This is a genomic window from Paenibacillus barengoltzii G22, assembly GCF_000403375.2.
Lineage (GTDB): Bacteria > Bacillota > Bacilli > Paenibacillales > Paenibacillaceae > Fontibacillus > Fontibacillus barengoltzii.
In genome coordinates this window covers 1,204,853-1,221,295 of record NZ_KE159653.1, presented here as the reverse complement: position 1 = coordinate 1,221,295, position 16,443 = coordinate 1,204,853, and the positions used below count along the sequence as shown (strand labels likewise).

The following is a 16,443-nucleotide window of genomic DNA, read 5'->3' as shown; positions in this document are numbered from 1 at the left end:
CAACGATGAACAAAAACAAAAGCAAACCAACGATCCGTGATGTTGCTAAAAAGGCGGGGGTCTCCATCAGTACGGTTTCGCGCGTCATGAACGCGCCGGCTACAGTGGTGGAGAGCAAGCGAAAGCGCGTGCTGGCGGCGATCCAGGAATTGAATTACCAGCCGAACGCTTTTGCCCGCGGACTGATTTACAAGAAGTCTTTTACCTTAGGATTGTTAATTCCCGATATTGAGAACATGTATTACGCGGGAATGATCCGGGGAATGCAGGATGCCTGCAACAAGCTGGGGTACAGCCTGATGATCTGCAACACGGACCGTGATAAGGAGCGGATGTTGTCGTATATCGATACGTTTCATGAGAAGCAGGTGGATGGGATCGTATTTGCAAGCGACAAAATGTTTCCGGAGTACTACGAGAAACTGATCGGTTGCCGCATCCCTTGTGTCATGGTGTCATCCCATTCGGACGAATACGATATTCCGTGCGTCGAAGTTGACGACGAGGCTGCAGCTTATGACGCAGCCGTTTACCTTATCGAGCTTGGTCATCGCCAAATCGGTATGATTGGCTTTAATCACAACAATTCCATTTCTGGCCCGCCGCGATTCGCCGGGTTTGTTCGGGCCATGAAGGAATACGGACTGACATCGAATATTGAACACGTGAAATTTGCCAGTCACTATTTTGAGCATGCGTATCAGGCGGCACACGAGCTGTTTACTGAGCATCCTGATTTGACCGCGGTGTTCTGCGTAGCCGACGAATTTGCCATGGGGACGATTTCGTATCTTCGAGACCGACACATTCTCGTCCCGGGGCAGGTGTCCGTCATTGGCTTTGACAATCACCGAATGGCAAGCATGTATATCCCTAAGCTGACCACGATATCCCAACCTATCTATGATCTTGGCCACCGTGCCGCAGAGAAGCTGCATGAACTGCTAACTACCGGGAGTGTGGCGGTGCCCAGAGAGATTCTCCAACACAAGCTGATCGTCAGAGAATCCTCGCGGGAAAGAGCCACGATTTAACCAAGTAATTACACACACAACGCAACAAACACACAACGTTACAACATACTCAGAACGCAATACAACTCACACATCGCAACACAACACACGTAATAGAAACTACTCACACATTCCAACACCATCACCATGAACAATAGTTGAACAGAATTATGAAAAGCTTTTCAAAAAAACGGAACATTCCGGCTGGGCAGGTCATACATTTATACCAAAATGAAAACGGATACATTCCTATTTTTATCGTTGCTTGTTGTTGAAAGGCTTGATTAAGGGGGTGATTCGCCGAAAGCGAATAAGGGTCAGTCAGACCTAAGATGGTTGTTCCTAAATCATATCGAAGGGGATGAAAGGGTCAATGAAAAAAAGATCAAAATGGAGTTCTTTATTGCTCGTGAGCGGGTTATCGTTCACACTTCTCCTCAGCGCCTGCGGCGGAGGGAACAATGCGGCAAACAATGAACCGGCAGCTCCGGCGAATACGGGGACCACGGGACAGAACACAAATGATACTGCCGCAACCAATGACAGTTCTTCCACTGGCTCTCCGCTCGAGCTGGCGTTGAAAGGTGAATATAAAGGGACGAAAGTGACGATGTTTGGCCCGTTCGTAGATGCTGACCAAGTGAAGTTCGAGACCAGCATCAAAGAGTTCGAAGAGAAAACAGGGATCGATATTCAATACGAGGGCTCCAAAGAGTTCGAAGCGACCATTAACGTCCGTGTAGACGGCGGCAACGCCCCTGACATCGCGGACTTCCCGCAACCGGGTCTGCTGGCTGCCGTGGCCAAGACCGGTAAGGTCATCGATCTGAACAACATTCTCGATCAGGAGAAGCTGAAGGCGAACTACAACCAAAGCTGGCTCGACATGGCGACGATGGAAGATAAGGATGGCAAGCAAATCATGGCGGGCGTTTGGAACCGCAGTAACGTAAAGAGCCTGGTATGGTATCCGAAGAAGCAATTTGAGGAAGCGGGTTATACCATTCCACAAACTTGGGATGAGCTGATGGCACTGACCGAGCAAATCGCTAAGGACGGCGACACCGCTTGGGGGATCGGTATCGAAAGCGGTGCGGCGACAGGCTGGCCGGCTACCGACTGGGTAGAAGACATCATGCTCCGCACGACTTCGCCGGAAAACTATGATAAATGGGTTAGCGGCGAACTGCCGTTCACTTCCCCTGAAGTGAAGCATGCTGTTGAAGTGATGTCAGAAATCTGGATGAATCCAGATTACGTATACGGCGGCACGAAGTCGATCGTCACGACCGCATTTGGGGATTCGGCGTTGCCGATGTTCGACAACCCGCCGAAAATTTGGCTGCATCGTCAAGCGAACTTTATCACCAGCTTCTTCCCGGAAACGGCGAAGATCGATGAAGACTACGACTGGTTCTACCTGCCGCCGATCGACGAGCAATACGGGAAGCCGGTGCTGGTAGCTGGCGATATCTACGCGATGTTCAACGATCGTCCTGAGGTTCGTGCGGTTATGGAATTCTTTACAACGGGTGAATCGATCAAATCGTGGGTACAATCCGGCGGCGTGATCGCTCCGATGAACGATGCTTCGCTTGACTGGTATACTTCCGAAGCCGATCGTCGTATGGCTCAACTTGTGCAAGAAGCGACGACGCTGCGTTTTGACGGCTCTGACCTGATGCCGGGTAAAGTAGGTGCCGGTACCTTCTGGAAAGGCATGACCGACTACGTGAGCGGTACGTCCACACTGGATGAAGCGTTGGCGCAAATTCAGGAAGGCTGGAACAACTAAGTCAATTCTGAACTGCGATCTAAACGATAACTGAAGCACCGCGGAGGGGCGCGCGAGCCGAAACGTGGGTTCCGGCACACACGCCCCTTCCTTTTTCATCCATTAAGCTGGTTCAAGATGTAACGCTCACAAACCATTTAGGAGGGGTCATGATGAGTTCAGAGGCCAAGCGAATCGTCAGCCTGAGGGCCGTGCTCTTCACCCTGATCGTTCTGGTTGCGAATGCTGCCGGACACGGCCTGATCTTCCGCTTCTTCCGCGACTCGACGCTGAATCCGCTGCTGACTGCGATCTTCGCTGTTTTATGGGGCGTGCTCGGCGTGTACTTGCTATTTTATACCTTTAACTGGGCGGTGGAGCAGTATCCGGAGCAAGTGCGTCGGAAGGTGTTGCCGTATATTTTCATCGGTCCGGCCGTAATTTTGCTGGGCTGGCTGCTGGTGCTGCCAGCCGTTCGGACGTTGTATTTGAGCTTCTTTAACGCTTCATCGGAGAAATTCGTTGGGCTCGCCAACTATGCGGCGATCTTTACCGATAAGCTGATGGGAACGGCGCTGCGCAACAACCTGTTGTGGGTATTCCTCGGCACGCTTGCTTGCGTCGCGCTTGGGCTGCTGATTGCCATCCTTGCTGACCGCAGCAGCTACGAGAAGATTGCCAAGTCGATTATTTTTATGCCGATGGCGATCTCGTTTGTGGCCGCAGGTGTCATCTGGAAGTTCGTTTATTATTATCAGCCCGGCGACCAGCAAATTGGTCTGCTTAACGCTATCGTCACTGCTTTCGGAGGAGAAGCGCAAGCCTGGACCAGCATGCTGCAGCCGTGGAACAACCTGTTTCTAATTCTGATCCTGATCTGGATGCAAACCGGGTTCGCCATGGTGATTTTCTCTGCGGCGATCAAAGGCGTCCCGGAGGATATTTTGGAAGCGGCGCGTGTAGACGGGGCCGGTGAGATTAAAATCTTTTTCCAGATCATCATCCCGTATATCTCAGTGACGATCTTGACGGTGACGACAACCATCATCGTGTTTACGCTCAAAATTTTCGACGTAGTCATGGTCATGACTGGCGGACAATACGGGACCGAAGTAGTGGCCACGCAGTTCTATCGGCAATTCTTCATGTACCGTAACTTCGGGTACGGGTCCACGCTGGCGATCGTCTTGCTGATTGCTGTCACACCGGTCATCTTCTTTAATCTGCGGCAGATCCGCAAGCAGGGGGGATTCTAATGGCGGGTACGAAATTGCGTAAGCGCAAACGCGGTAAAACGATCGTTAATCTCGTTCTCGGCCTCATCTGCTTGGTGTGGCTCATCCCGACGCTGGGATTGCTGATCTCATCTTTCCGTCCGGCGGCAGACATCTTGCAAACCGGTTGGTGGAACGTGTTCCCGCACAAGGCATGGACGAACGCGGAGACGATTCAGCTTTCCAAAGATATCGATTTGCGTGAACCGATTGAAGTGAACGGGGAAACCTACAGCGACGATGAACTGAAAGCCGGGGTTGTGAAAGACGGACAACGGATGATCTGGGAAAATCGCCGGGCCCGTACGATTAACGTTCAGGAGCAGGGCTGGGAGTTCAAACCAGCGTTGACGTTGGAGAATTATAAAAACGTGCTGTCCGGTAAGGAATACAAGCTGAAGCTCGCCGACGGCAGCGAATCGATTCAGAGAGGGACCGGGTTGTCCCAGGCATTCTGGAACACGCTGACGATCGCCGTTCCGGCCACGGTGATTCCGGTGCTAATCGCTTCATTTGCCGCCTATGCGTTTGCTTGGCTGAGATTCCCTGGCCGCAAAACCCTGTTTGTGGTGATCATCGCGATGCTGGTGATTCCGCTGCAGGTTGCGCTGATCCCGGTGCTGAAGGATTATACTGCGCTGGGCTTAAACGGCAGCTACTTGGGGATCTGGCTGGCGCATACCGCCTTTGGTTTGCCGCTTGTCACGTACTTTATGTATAACTTCATCAGCCAGCTGCCCAAAGATTTGTTTGAGTCAGCCTTTATCGATGGCGCGAACCATTTTACGATCTTCTCCCGGCTGATCCTGCCGTTGTCAGTGCCGGCACTCGCTTCGATCGGGATCTTCCAGTTCCTGTGGGTCTGGAACGACTATCTGGTATCGCTGATCTTTATCGGCAACCAGCCAAGCGTACAGGTGATGTCGATGAAGATCGCCGATCTCGTAGGTTCAAGAGGCAACGATTGGCATTTGCTGACGTCCGCTGCATTTATTTCAATGCTGATGCCGCTCGCGATCTTCTTCCTCCTGCAAAAGTACTTTGTTAGAGGGCTTATGGGAGGCTCGGTGAAAGGATGAACGAGCAGTCAAATGAGCATACGGAGAATCTGTCTCTCGATCCGGGGTGGAATCTGATCGAGGAGGCTTACGACGAGAAAGACAATCAGCGCATGGAGAGCTTGTTTTCCTTAGGCAATGGATATTTTGGAATGCGCGGTTATTTTGAGGAGGGGTACCACGGTAAGAAAGGAGCCTCGGTGCGGGGCAACTATGTGAACGGATTTTATGATACCGCACCGATCCATTATCCGGAGGGGGCGTACGGGTATCCGACCGAAGGCCAGGCAATGCTGAATGTGACGGACGCCGGGATTATCCGGCTGACTGTGGAGGGCGAATCTTTTCATCTGAACCAGGGACAGGTGCTGGTTTACCGAAGAGTGTTGGATATGCAAAACGGTGTGTTGCACAGGCTGGTGGAATGGGAATCCCCAGCCGGGCACCGCGTGCGGATTGAGATCCGCCGCCTGGTGTCGTTAACTCATCGGCACCTGGCGGCGATCCGCTATGAGGTGACGGCGCTGAACTTCGCCGGCACCGTCTCGATCTGCTCGGCGATGGACGGAGACATCGCCGAGGCGGAAGGGGCGGCGGACCGGGGCGGGGACCCCCGCCTGGGGGCGCGCCGCACGGAGCCCAGCCTCCTGTTCGAGGAGGCGGGGAGCGACGGGCGCGGCGGCGGCTGGCTGAAGCAGCGCACGCGGCGCAGCCGCTTCGCGCTGCTGACGGCGGTGAGCCACCAGCTGGAGCTGCCGCCGTCAGCCGCGTTCGGCCTGTCGGAGCAGCAAGACGGGCCGTGGTTTTCGGTGCAGTACGACGTGTCGCTGCGCCAAGGGGAGAAGGTGTCGCTGAGCAAGTTCATCAGCGTTCATACGTCCCGGGATACCCGGGAGGAAGAGCTGCGGATGCGAAGCGCGGAAGAGCTGCGCTTGGCCGTCAGCCGCGGCTTTGACGGACTGGCCAAGGAGCAGCGCGCTTACCTGGACGCGTTCTGGCACCGCGCCGACGTGGAAATTGCTGGTGATCCCGCGCTCCAGCAGGGGCTGCGGTTTAACGCGTTTGGCCTGCTGCAGTCGGCCGGTCGCGACGGCAGAACCAGCATGGCCGCGAAGGGGCTCACCGGCGAAGGGTACGAAGGGCATTATTTCTGGGATACCGAAATGTACGTACTGCCCTTCTTCACCTTCACGACGCCGGAGATCGGCCGGGCCTTGCTGGAGTTCCGCTACCGCACGCTGGAGCAAGCGCGGCAGCGGGCGCAGGTGATGTCGCAGCGGGGCGCGCTGTATCCGTGGCGAACGATCGGCGGCGAAGAGAACTCTGCCTATTTCCCGGCAGGCACCGCCCAGGCGCATATCAACGCCGATATCGCGTACGGCATCCGCCAATACGTCCAGGCGACGGGGGACGAGGATTTTCTCGTGCGCCAAGGCGCGGAAATCTTGTTCGAGACGTCGCGATTCTGGGTGGATCTGGGCCATTATAACCAGGCCCGTGGCGGCGCCTTCTGCATCGACGGCGTGACCGGGCCGGATGAGTATACCGCGTTGGTGAACAACAACGCCTATACAAATCTTATGGCCCGCGAGCACCTGCGCTATGCCTGTGAGACGGCGAAGCTGCTGCGCGAGCGATACCCTATGGAATACGCCCGGCTGGCGCGGGAGATCGGTCTTACCGAGGAGGAACTCTGCGAGTGGCAGCGGGCGGCGGACAAGATGTACGTCCCGTATGATTCGGAATTGGGGATATACGCGCAGGATGATACATTTTTGTCCAAGCAGAAATGGGATTTCGCTGGCACGCCACCCGAAAAATACCCATTGATGCTCCACTATCACCCGCTTGTGATTTACCGCCATCAGGTGCTGAAGCAGGCGGATCTGGTGATGGTGTTGTTTTTGCTGAGCGAGCAGTTTTCGACCGAGGAGAAAATCCGCAACTATCGGTATTACGAACCGCTGACCACGCATGATTCGTCGCTGTCGCCATGCATCCATAGCATCGTTGCCGCCGAGATTGGCGATCTGAAGGCGGCATACGACTACTTCAGCCGGACGGTGCGGATGGATCTCGATGACGTGAACGGCAATGCCAAAGACGGCTTGCATACCGCAGCGATGGCGGGTTCATGGATGGCGGTGGTGAACGGGTTTGGTGGGATGCGGTTAGTTGGCGACGAGCTCAGCTTTAAGCCGGTGTTGCCACCGCAATGGAGCAGCTGCCGGTTTAAAGTGATGCATCGGGGGCAGCTGCTGGAGGTGTTCTTCGACCGGGAGCAGGTCGTGTACACCCTGCGCGAAGGAGAGGGGCTTGTGATTCGGCACGAAGGAGAACCGATGTCGATTCACTCCGGAGAAGCTGTTCGACGTACGTTGGCGGCGAATCATCCCTCCTCTGGCGGCCACCTGGTCAGTTAACGGAGCGTCAAATCTACCGATTGAATTCGGCATTTAGCTCAATAAAATCGCTGGCGTGTGGAAACGCCGTGAACATAAGCGACCCCTTTGCATAAAACAAAGGTGGCCGCTTTTATTTTGCATGGCAGAAGGGAGGAAAAAAGAACTTAAGGTGTTTTGTACCCTGACGCAGCGATAACTGCGGCGTTATGATAGGGAATGATCAAGCTGGAAGGGTTGATCCAATGTTGGAGATCTTTAACTCATGATGAATAGGAGGTGGAGCACGATGTATCTCAACAATTTAGACATTGCGAAGCAGCATATTCGGGACCTTAGTCAGGAGTTGGATCGTTGCTTGCTGGCTGAGCAAATCCGGCGCAGGGAGCGGGAGAAGCCCAAAAATGAGCGGACCAAAGTCCCCATAGGTTTCAACTCGGTACTGGTTACCATCCTCACCAGGATGAGAAAGCGGCTGTAACCCCGAGTCCTCCCTCCGGCAAGTCCCCCATTTTAGGAAAGGCCGCCCCTCGTAAGGAACGGTCCTTCGCTTCGCAACGTTTTTATCTAATTATCCGTTGGTGTATGTCGTAAGTTCCCGGTTCTGACGTTACTAGTGTTCATCTGGATTTCCGCGTCCGAGAGGATTGATATAGCTCTGTGATGAGCCGCAGCGACTTGAGGCCTTCTTCGCCGTCAATCGCAAAGCGAGTTCCTGTTCGGACGCGGTCGTAAAAGTCGGCAATTAACAACCGATGGCTGGAGCCCCAGTAGGATTTACCGATGATTTGTCCTGAGTCATTCAGGTTCGTCGGCGGTTCGCACACCAGGCTCTCCCGACCGCCCTGGGTTAAATACAGGCAATCGTCCCGCTGCCGCAGCGTGCCGCCTTCAAACACCAGCTCCAGTTCAACCGGGGAATTGGTGAGATACGCGTTGGTGGCGTAAAACAACCCGCGAACACCGTTCGCAAACAGGAGTCGGGCATGCGCCGTATCCTCCACTTCGATCACATCCCCAAGGGCGTCGGCGGTGACGCTGCCCTGGATGGAGAGAACTTCACCGCCGAACCATTGGAGCAGGTCAAGCGTATGGATCGCCTGGTTGATCAACACACCGCCGCCTTCCGTCGACCAGCGGCCTCGCCATGGGCTGTCGGTGTAATAGGCTTCGTCCCGCTGCCAGGTGACGATGCCCTTCAGACAGATGAGCCGGCCCAGCGTGTTTGATTCCAGGAATTCGCGGATTTTTTGGGACGAGGCATTATAACGATTCTGAAAAACAACGCCCAGCTGCGCCTCGCTGCGCCGAGCTTCTGCCACCAGGTTCTCCGCCGCTTGCAAAGCATGGGCGAGCGGTTTTTCCGTCAGCACATGTTTGCCGGCGCGGAGCAGCTGCGTCGCCATTTCCGCATGCAGGTGGTGAGGTGTACAGAGGTGGACGACTTGAATATCGTCACGTTCCAGCAAGCTCAGGTAATCACTTGCAGCTTCACAGGAAAATGTCGCTGCGGCCTGCTCTGCCTTGGCGGGATCGCGGTCGACAACCATTTTCAGCTTCACGCCGTCAAGTTGCTGTAACGCCTCGGCATGCAGCGGGAAAATCGCACCGCAGCCAATAATTGCCGCACCGATCGGTTCTTGCATCGTCATCGTAAGGTCCCTTCCTGTCCTAGTAAGATGAGGTGACACGAAGTGCCTGCTGCTGAGCTTTCAGACACAGCTCTGCGGCTTTGAAGGCGTGCTCCTGGGTCATGGCATTTTCCGTGCGGTTCAAGCAATCCAGAATCAGCTCGCCAAAGAACGGATAGCCGACTTGCCCGCGGACGGCAAAATGCTGCTCCCCGTCCTGATTCACCAGGTAGACATGGTCGCCTTCCGCATCCCGGGCCAGGTCGACGTATTTGCGCAGCTCGATATATCCTTCGGTGCCCAAGATGAACGTCCGCCCGTCTCCCCAGGTGCTGAGGCCGTCCGGGGTAAACCAGTCCACGCGAAAATATTGCGTCGCCCCGTTATCCCCAACCAATGTCGCGTCGCCGAAATCCTCCAGCTCGGGGTATTCGGGATGGTGGTAGTTGGCTACCTTGCTGTGCAGCACTTGGGCATCCTTGCACCCGGTGTAGAACAGAAACTGTTCGATTTGATGGCTGCCGATGTCGCAAAGGATTCCTCCATATTTTTCCTTCTGAAAAAACCACTCCGGCCGCGAACCCGCATTCAGCCGGTGCGGACCAAACCCGGTTACCTGCAGTACGCGCCCAATTGCCCCTTGCTGTACGAGCTGACCGGCATACACGGCGGATTCCACGTGGAGGCGTTCGCTGTAATAGACCATATATTTGCGTCCGGTTTCGCGTACCTTCTGACGCGCCGCTTCCAGCTGGTCCAGGCGGGTGAACGGGGTCTTATCGGTAAAATAATCCTTCCCGGCGTCCATCACCCTGAGCCCGAGCGGACCACGTTCCGACGGCACCGCTGCTGCAGCGACGAGCCGCACTTCGGGGTCGGAGAGGATCTGCTCTAGACTGTCTGCCCGGGCAGCTTGCGGGTACTGCTCCACGAACGCTTGGACTTTGGCCGGGTCGGGATCGTACACCCACTTTAAGGTCGCACCGGCTTCGATCAAGCCGCCGGTCATGCCGTAAATATGCCCGTGATCGAGGTGCACCGCAGCAAAGATGAATTCACCGGGTTTCACGACGGCATTGGGACGTCCCTTTGGCGCATAGTTCATTCCGTCTTTCGCTTGAAAAGAAGGTTTCTGTTGTCGTGCATTCATCGTTAGCCTTACATCCTTTCGTGGATAAACTCGGCAAACTGGCGGAGCATTTCCTTCGATTCGTAGTGGCCGCTGAAATCCTCGATTCCGAGGTAGCCGTCGTAGCCAACGGATTTCAGGTCTTGGAGCAGGCGGCGGTAATCGACCACGCCGTCCGCCAGAGGTGACCACTCGCAGCGCCATGCCTCAGTGCCGTCCTCGCGTTTGCCGGTTTGCGACCAGGCGGCGTTTTTGACGTGAACATGGGCGAGATAGGGACCCAGCAGCTCCAGTCCCATTTTGAACTGCTCATACCCTTCGTGTACCATGTTGCCCGGATCGTACAGGACGCCGATCTGATCGGGATTGCAATGGCTGACCAGACGATAGGCCAGACTGGCGCTCGGTGCGATCGTCAGATGATGCGTTTCCACAACCCCTTTGACACCGTATTGCTTAGCTAGGCGCTCCGCTTCCTTCAGGTAGCGCACGGTTTTTTCGTACAACTCGGGATAGGGGATGGTGCCGTCATATCCGGCCGCGCCGACGCGGATCATTTTGGCGCCGAGCAGACGGGCGACAGAGAACACCCGCTCCGTCTCCTCCAGATCCAGCGAGTTTAAATAAGGTGTGATGCTGGCGACCTCCAGTCCTTCCGCTTCGGTGATCCGTTTGAAACGGAGCAGCTGCTCTTCGGAAGAAGACGGGGCGATCGAGCACAGATTGTTGCGCCAGTACGAGGGTTTTTCGCCAGCGACTTCGGCGGGAACCTCCTTGAAACGCCACTCTACGCCGTGGAGCCCGGCTTCGCGCGCGGCCTGCACCAGCTCCTCCGGCGTCAAATCCGGGGTGGATACGGTAAATACGGACAATTTCATGGACTATCGCTCCTCCTTGAAAATCCTGATTGCTTGCTCGTTTGTTGGTTAACGATGGCGGACGGCTGAACTACTTACTTAAACTTAATAAGGGAAAAAAATGGCCTTATTTTGCGTTTGCGGAACGGATGCGGGGAAATAAGGGACTTTTTTGTTCTTATTTCCATCGGAACGGGCGCTAAGCGGGCAAAATTAGCTTGTTTCCGAAAAATAAGGCCATAATTTACCCTTATTCCAGCTCAACAGGCAGAATTGGAGCAAATAGAGGAAAAAAAGTCCGCTATTTGCTCGGAAGGCGGCCTCCCAGGCAGGTTTCCGCCGCAAAAGTGCGTGTTGCTGACGTGCTATGGCACAGTCGTGCGGCCCCGGAGCGTTCCGGGCATATCCCACATTGCACATCCGCGCTATCTTAGTGAGAGTCCGGCACGCCAATTACGTTCCAGCGCCACTTTACTGCGTCCGAACCCGCCCCCACCCGCACCGCCTTAGTGCGTACCCGACACGTCCAGCACCTTGCCGCTGCCGCCTTCCTTGCGGAACGAGGAGGTGCGGATCTTCTCCTGGAGCTTGGTGTAGAACAGATCCTCGTCCAGCGGCAGCTCCACCCAGTCATCCGTCCAGGCCGACAGGTGCATGGCGTTGGAGAGCGTCAGGCCGAGGATGCCTTCCTCACCAGGGGCAAGCAACTTCTCACCGTGCAGCAACGCGTTCGTGAAGTTCTGCAATATCCCTTTATGCTGCGTGCCATCGCCGCCGCTCACCGGGATTTCGCATTTCCAGCATTCCGGCTGACCGAAACCGCCGGTATATTCCGCGTTAAACTTCGGCTCAGGCACGCGCAACCGCCAGAACGTGAGCTTGCCATCCTCCACGACGATTTTGCCGTTGTCGCCGGTCAACTCGAAGCGGTTCGTCCCCGGGGCTTCGCCAGTTGTGGTGACGAACAGACCGGTGGCGCCGTTTTCGTATTCCACATAGGCGGTCACATCGTCCTCGACTTCGATATTGCGGTATTTGCCGAAGTGGCAAAACGCACGCACCCGCTTCGGCATCATCCCGGTCGTCCACTGCCAAAGATCAAGCTGGTGCGGGTCCTGATTCAGCAGCACGCCGCCGCCTTCTCCAGCCCAAGTGGCGCGCCAACCGCCGGAGTCGTAATAGCTTTGCGAGCGGTACCAGTTCGTGATGATCCAGTTCGTGCGGCGGATCGTCCCCAGCTCCCCGGACAATACAAGGTCACGCAGCTTTGCGTACAGCGGATTCGTACGCTGATTGTACATAATGCCGAACTGCTTCCCAGACTTCGCCGCCGCTTCATTCATCTCGCGAACCGCTTTGGTATACACGCCGGCGGGCTTCTCCACCAGCACATGGTAACCGCTCTCAAAAGCTTGCACCGCCAGTGTCGGATGATCATAATGCGGCGTAGCGATCAGCACGGTATCCATCGCGACCGAAGCAAACAGCGCTTCCGGGGTATCGAAGGTCAGTACCGTCTCCGGCAGATGCTCCTTCGCCCACTTCAAGCGGTCGGGGTTCGTGTCGCATACGGCGGTCAATTCCGCCCCCCGAATCTCGCCGCTGCTGAGGTTGAGTGCATGGGACGTTCCCATATTGCCGATGCCAATGATCGCGAAACGTACTTTGTCCATGTAATCCTCCCTTTTACCTTCATTAAACTCCTGTTCTATCAGCTTCTAGGTAGTCCTGTCGCTCTTAGCTTAGCTTGAATCGGAAGGGTTGAGAATGGCACGAATTAAGGCGGTTTTGCACAAAATTAAGGTGTATTCGATAAATAACGCTGATACAATAGGATAAGAATCTTTCGAATTGAAAGGGCTTACAGAGAGGCGGAGGGGAGGAGGAAGAAGACGATGAATGAAATAGACCAGTTGGCCGGGCGTTTGCCCGAGAGCTTAACCGTCACCGTGACGCATGCGCAGCTGAGAAGCGGCTTTCCTGGTTGGAACCGGACGGAGCTGGCCCCCAGCTTTAATCGGCTGTATTTTATCGCGGAGGGGGAAGGGTCAGTCATCATCAACGGGGAGACGTATTATCCCCGGCCAGGGCAGCTGATGATCATGCCGGCGGGAAGCAGTCAAACGACGTTTACGAACCCGGAAAATCCTTATACCCGATATTTCTGTCACTTCGATGCTCAGGTGGGGGAATGGCCGCTGTTTCATGCCAGCAGCAAGTTGTATATCAGCGATGCCGGCAATCCCGAGGAGGTCCAAGCGACCTTCGAGGAGCTCATTCACCAGTTTCAGTCCGGAGGGCCCTTTGCCGGGTTGCGGATGCAAGCTTGTCTGCTGAATCTGCTGGCCTGCTGCCTGGAGGAAGGCGGTTATCATGATTATTTGAAGGACTATATGCAGTTTACAGAACGAAACAAGCTGAACGACGTGTTGAGATATATCCAGGAGCATCTGCACGAGCCGATCGAAATCGAGACTTTGGCTGACTTGGTGCATTTGCATCCGAACTATTTTATTCCTTATTTCAAAAAAATCATGGGAGTCACCCCGATGCACTATGTGCAGCGCAAACGGATGGAGGAAGCCAAACGGCTGTTGACCTATACGGATGACAGCATCGCCGACATCGCTGACCGGCTGGGTATGCAGCTAGCGCATTTTTCCCGCCAGTTTAAGAGTCATGCCGGGATATCACCAACGGCTTATCGGGCTTGCACGCGGTAATCTACTTCGTTACCCGGCATCGACAACCCAGATCCCCTGCAAAGTTGGTGCACGGAAAGTCGGAAGAGCTCGGAGAACTCTTAGTATGATGAGAATCAGAGGAGGTGCAAACGATGGATACGCTTAAAAATATGAACGATGCGCTAGGATACATCGAGCGGAATTTGACGGAGGAGATCGATTATGGAGAGGTTGCCCGAATCGCGGTTTGTTCGGAGTACCATTTTAAACGGATGTTCTCGTTCCTGGCCGGGATTCCGCTGACGGAATATATCCGCCGTCGTCGATTAACGCTGGCTGCTTTCGAGCTGCAGCAAGGGCCGGTGCGGGTCATCGACCTCGCGGTGAAGTATGGCTACGGTTCCGCGGATGCTTTTACCCGAGCGTTTCAAGCCATGCATGGCATCACGCCGTCGGAGGCCAGAGATCCGGGAGCGCCGCTAAAAGCTTATCCTCGGATGTCCTTCCAACTCACCATACAAGGAGGAAACGAAATGAATTATCGGATCGTAGATAAGGATGCTTTTCGGATCGTTGGTCTGCATAAGCGGGTGCCGATCCAATTTCACGGGGTGAACCCGCATATCGCAGAAATGGCACAGCAGTTAACCCCGGAGAAGATTGCTGAGTTGAAAGGGTTGTCCAATATCGAACCAACCGGGATCGTCAATGCATCGATCAATTTCTCGGATGGACGCATGGAGGAGCAAGGGGAACTGGATCATTATTTGGGTGTGGCGACAACGCAGCTTGGCCCGGACGGCTATGCTTCGCTGGAGGTGGCTGCTTCGACGTGGGCGGTATTCACTGCCGTCGGCCCGTTCCCGGAGACGCTGCAGAACGTTTGGGGACGGATTTATTCCGAGTGGTTCCCGTCTGCTCATTACGAATTGGCCGAAGGACCGGAGCTTCTATGGAACGAGAGCCCGGACACGTCGCTATCCAATTACCGAAGCGAAATCTGGATTCCCGTGGCACGCAAAAGCTGAAGCTTCGACCGAGCTGCGGTTGTCCTTCGGCTTAACCTATAGTACTATCTGCTAAGAGAGTGTTGAACAGATAGGCTATACAGGAAGGAAGAAGGAGAACCATGGATAACGAGAAAAGCAAAGTGGGAGTGTTGTTTGTATGCCTGGGGAACATTTGCCGTTCGCCCATGGCGGAAGCCGTCTTTCGGCATCTGGTGAACGAAGCCGGATACAGCGAACGATTTGTGATCGATTCGGCGGGAACCGGTAACTGGCATACAGGCAATCCTCCGCATCACGGCACGCGCCGCATTTTGGATCAGTACGGCATTTCCTATGAAGGGCTGAAAGCGCGGCAGGTGGCGCAGGACGATTTTGCCAAATTCGACTATATCATTGCGATGGATAACCAGAACGAACGCGATTTGAAGGCGCTGGCCCGTAAGGCCGATGCCCGGATCGTGAAGCTCCTGGATCTGGTGCCGGACTCGCAGTTGAAGGAGGTTCCCGATCCGTATTACACCGGGAACTTTGAAGAGGTTTATGGCCTAGTGCAGAAGGGCTGCCGTGCTTTGCTGGAGTTGATCCGGCAGGAGCACGCCCTCGGTTAAACCGGCCGAGGCAGGCCCAGATTAACCTAAACTTCAGAGCCCATCCCAAGACACATAACCCGTCCGGCAAACCGCCGCGACGGGTTTCTTCATTAAATATAGTTAGCTTTTGATCGCGCCCATCATAATCCCTTTGACGAAATATTTTTGCACGAACGGGTACACCATGATGATCGGCAGCGTCGCTACCATCGTAACCGCCATCCGGATGCTTTCGCTGGAGACCGGGATGCGTTTGGCGTTTTGCGCCAGTTGCTGGGCATCGGTCATCATCGCGCCGGTCTGGAACTGGTTCAGGATCTTGACCAGAACCGCCTGCAGCGTCTTGAGCTCCGGTTTATACGTATAGATGTAGGAATCGTACCAAGCGTTCCAGTGGCCGATGGCCAGGAACAAGCCGATGGTCGCCAGCACCGGGACGCACAGCGGGAGCACGATGCGAACGAACACCTGCAAATCGTTGGCGCCGTCGATTTTGGCGGATTCCTCGATTTCACCGGGCAGCTGCTCGATGAAGGTACGTACGAGGATCATCAGGAACACTCCGATCAGCCCCGGGAAAATAAACACCCAAAACGAATCAATTAACCCCAACGCCTTGATCACCATATACGTTGGAATCAAGCCGCCCCCAAAGTACATCGTAAACACAAAGAAGAACGAAAAATACTTCCAGCCAAGCAAATACCGTTTGCTTAAAGAGTAAGCCAGCATGGAGATGCAAATGATCGACACCGCGGTCCCGATCACCGTTCGCAGCGCCGTCACCTGCAGCGCACTCCAGATTTCAGGGTTGCGGAAGATCGTAATATAGCTGGCGGTCGTAAACTCCCGCGGCCAGAAATACAGGTTGCCGCGCAGCGAGTCCGTTGCGTCATTCAGCGAGATGATGAGTATGTTCCAGAACGGATAGAACGTGACGAGAAAAATGCACGTCAGGAACAGGTACAAGGCCGCGTCAAACAGATGCTCGGTCAGCGTTTTTTGGTTTTTCATGCAGTTC

Annotated in this window: 14 protein-coding genes; 9 read left to right on the top strand and 5 right to left on the bottom strand. The window is 54.9% G+C overall.

Annotated elements, in window-relative coordinates:
- Positions 1–5: 5 nt before the first annotated feature.
- The 6 genes from C812_RS13845 to C812_RS13820 all read left to right on the top strand — a co-directional run bounded on the left by C812_RS13845 (position 6) and on the right by C812_RS13820 (position 8,002).
- Positions 6–1,034, top strand: a complete 1,029-nt coding sequence (locus C812_RS13845; protein ID WP_016313275.1) for a LacI family DNA-binding transcriptional regulator — start codon at positions 6–8, stop codon at positions 1,032–1,034.
- A gap of 352 nt (positions 1,035–1,386) precedes the next feature.
- On the top strand, positions 1,387–2,808 hold the full coding sequence (locus C812_RS13840; protein ID WP_036625185.1) for an ABC transporter substrate-binding protein: 1,422 nt from the start codon (positions 1,387–1,389) through the stop codon (positions 2,806–2,808).
- A gap of 149 nt (positions 2,809–2,957) precedes the next feature.
- Positions 2,958–4,043 (top strand): carbohydrate ABC transporter permease, encoded by a 1,086-nt coding sequence (locus C812_RS13835; RefSeq protein WP_416285459.1) that lies wholly within the window; start codon positions 2,958–2,960, stop codon positions 4,041–4,043.
- Positions 4,043–5,140: a carbohydrate ABC transporter permease gene (locus C812_RS13830; protein ID WP_016313272.1), complete on the top strand. Its 1,098-nt coding sequence runs from the start codon at positions 4,043–4,045 to the stop codon at positions 5,138–5,140. Before C812_RS13835 ends, C812_RS13830 begins: the two co-directional genes overlap by 1 nt.
- On the top strand, positions 5,137–7,542 hold the full coding sequence (locus tag C812_RS13825; protein WP_016313271.1) for a glycoside hydrolase family 65 protein: 2,406 nt from the start codon (positions 5,137–5,139) through the stop codon (positions 7,540–7,542). The genes C812_RS13830 and C812_RS13825 overlap by 4 nt, the downstream gene beginning before the upstream one ends.
- A gap of 268 nt (positions 7,543–7,810) precedes the next feature.
- Positions 7,811–8,002 (top strand): hypothetical protein, encoded by a 192-nt coding sequence (locus tag C812_RS13820; protein WP_016313270.1) that lies wholly within the window; start codon positions 7,811–7,813, stop codon positions 8,000–8,002.
- Between the two features lie 139 nt (positions 8,003–8,141).
- Here the strand turns inward: C812_RS13820 and C812_RS13815 are convergent, their stop codons facing one another.
- The 4 genes from C812_RS13815 to C812_RS13800 form a co-directional block, all read right to left on the bottom strand.
- Positions 8,142–9,173 carry a Gfo/Idh/MocA family protein gene (locus C812_RS13815; protein WP_016313269.1) on the bottom strand — a complete coding sequence of 344 codons (1,032 nt, stop codon included), beginning with the start codon at positions 9,171–9,173 and terminating at the stop codon, positions 8,142–8,144.
- Positions 9,174–9,192: 19 nt separating this feature from the next.
- Positions 9,193–10,302, bottom strand: coding sequence for a Gfo/Idh/MocA family protein (locus tag C812_RS13810; RefSeq protein ID WP_016313268.1), 1,110 nt, complete (start codon positions 10,300–10,302; stop codon positions 9,193–9,195).
- Positions 10,303–10,310: 8 nt separating this feature from the next.
- Positions 10,311–11,159 (bottom strand): sugar phosphate isomerase/epimerase family protein, encoded by an 849-nt coding sequence (locus tag C812_RS13805; RefSeq protein ID WP_016313267.1) that lies wholly within the window; start codon positions 11,157–11,159, stop codon positions 10,311–10,313.
- A gap of 485 nt (positions 11,160–11,644) precedes the next feature.
- Positions 11,645–12,811, bottom strand: coding sequence for a Gfo/Idh/MocA family protein (locus C812_RS13800; protein ID WP_016313266.1), 1,167 nt, complete (start codon positions 12,809–12,811; stop codon positions 11,645–11,647).
- 222 nt (positions 12,812–13,033) lie between these two features.
- On the opposite strand from C812_RS13800, the gene C812_RS13795 reads away from it, so the two are divergent.
- The 3 genes from C812_RS13795 to C812_RS13785 all read left to right on the top strand — a co-directional run bounded on the left by C812_RS13795 (position 13,034) and on the right by C812_RS13785 (position 15,440).
- Complete coding sequence (locus C812_RS13795) at positions 13,034–13,861, top strand: AraC family transcriptional regulator (RefSeq protein ID WP_016313265.1); 828 nt, start codon at positions 13,034–13,036, stop codon at positions 13,859–13,861.
- A 113-nt stretch (positions 13,862–13,974) separates the two neighbouring features.
- Positions 13,975–14,850: an AraC family transcriptional regulator gene (locus C812_RS13790; RefSeq protein WP_016313264.1), complete on the top strand. Its 876-nt coding sequence runs from the start codon at positions 13,975–13,977 to the stop codon at positions 14,848–14,850.
- Between the two features lie 101 nt (positions 14,851–14,951).
- Positions 14,952–15,440, top strand: a complete 489-nt coding sequence (locus C812_RS13785) for a low molecular weight protein-tyrosine-phosphatase (protein WP_016313263.1) — start codon at positions 14,952–14,954, stop codon at positions 15,438–15,440.
- A 102-nt stretch (positions 15,441–15,542) separates the two neighbouring features.
- On the opposite strand, the gene C812_RS13780 is transcribed toward C812_RS13785, so the two are convergent.
- A complete protein-coding gene (locus C812_RS13780; RefSeq protein ID WP_016313262.1) occupies positions 15,543–16,436 on the bottom strand; it encodes a carbohydrate ABC transporter permease in 894 nt (297 codons plus the stop codon).
- Between the last annotated feature and the right edge of the window lie 7 nt (positions 16,437–16,443).

Bases quoted from the DNA above. Each gene is read 5' to 3' on its own strand.
- C812_RS13840 (WP_036625185.1), top strand. From the start codon at position 1,387: ATGAAAAAAAGATCAAAATGGAGTTCTTTATTGCTCGTGAGCGGGTTA.
- C812_RS13830 (WP_016313272.1), top strand. From the start codon at position 4,043: ATGGCGGGTACGAAATTGCGTAAGCGCAAACGCGGTAAAACGATCGTT.
- C812_RS13795 (WP_016313265.1), top strand. From the start codon at position 13,034: ATGAATGAAATAGACCAGTTGGCCGGGCGTTTGCCCGAGAGCTTAACC.
- C812_RS13815 (WP_016313269.1), bottom strand. From the start codon at position 9,173: ATGACGATGCAAGAACCGATCGGTGCGGCAATTATTGGCTGCGGTGCG.
- C812_RS13810 (WP_016313268.1), bottom strand. From the start codon at position 10,302: ATGAATGCACGACAACAGAAACCTTCTTTTCAAGCGAAAGACGGAATG.
- C812_RS13785 (WP_016313263.1), top strand. From the start codon at position 14,952: ATGGATAACGAGAAAAGCAAAGTGGGAGTGTTGTTTGTATGCCTGGGG.
- C812_RS13800 (WP_016313266.1), bottom strand. From the start codon at position 12,811: ATGGACAAAGTACGTTTCGCGATCATTGGCATCGGCAATATGGGAACG.
- C812_RS13780 (WP_016313262.1), bottom strand. From the start codon at position 16,436: ATGAAAAACCAAAAAACGCTGACCGAGCATCTGTTTGACGCGGCCTTG.
- C812_RS13825 (WP_016313271.1), top strand. From the start codon at position 5,137: ATGAACGAGCAGTCAAATGAGCATACGGAGAATCTGTCTCTCGATCCG.
- C812_RS13805 (WP_016313267.1), bottom strand. From the start codon at position 11,159: ATGAAATTGTCCGTATTTACCGTATCCACCCCGGATTTGACGCCGGAG.
- C812_RS13835 (WP_416285459.1), top strand. From the start codon at position 2,958: ATGATGAGTTCAGAGGCCAAGCGAATCGTCAGCCTGAGGGCCGTGCTC.
- C812_RS13845 (WP_016313275.1), top strand. From the start codon at position 6: ATGAACAAAAACAAAAGCAAACCAACGATCCGTGATGTTGCTAAAAAG.
- C812_RS13820 (WP_016313270.1), top strand. From the start codon at position 7,811: ATGTATCTCAACAATTTAGACATTGCGAAGCAGCATATTCGGGACCTT.
- C812_RS13790 (WP_016313264.1), top strand. From the start codon at position 13,975: ATGGATACGCTTAAAAATATGAACGATGCGCTAGGATACATCGAGCGG.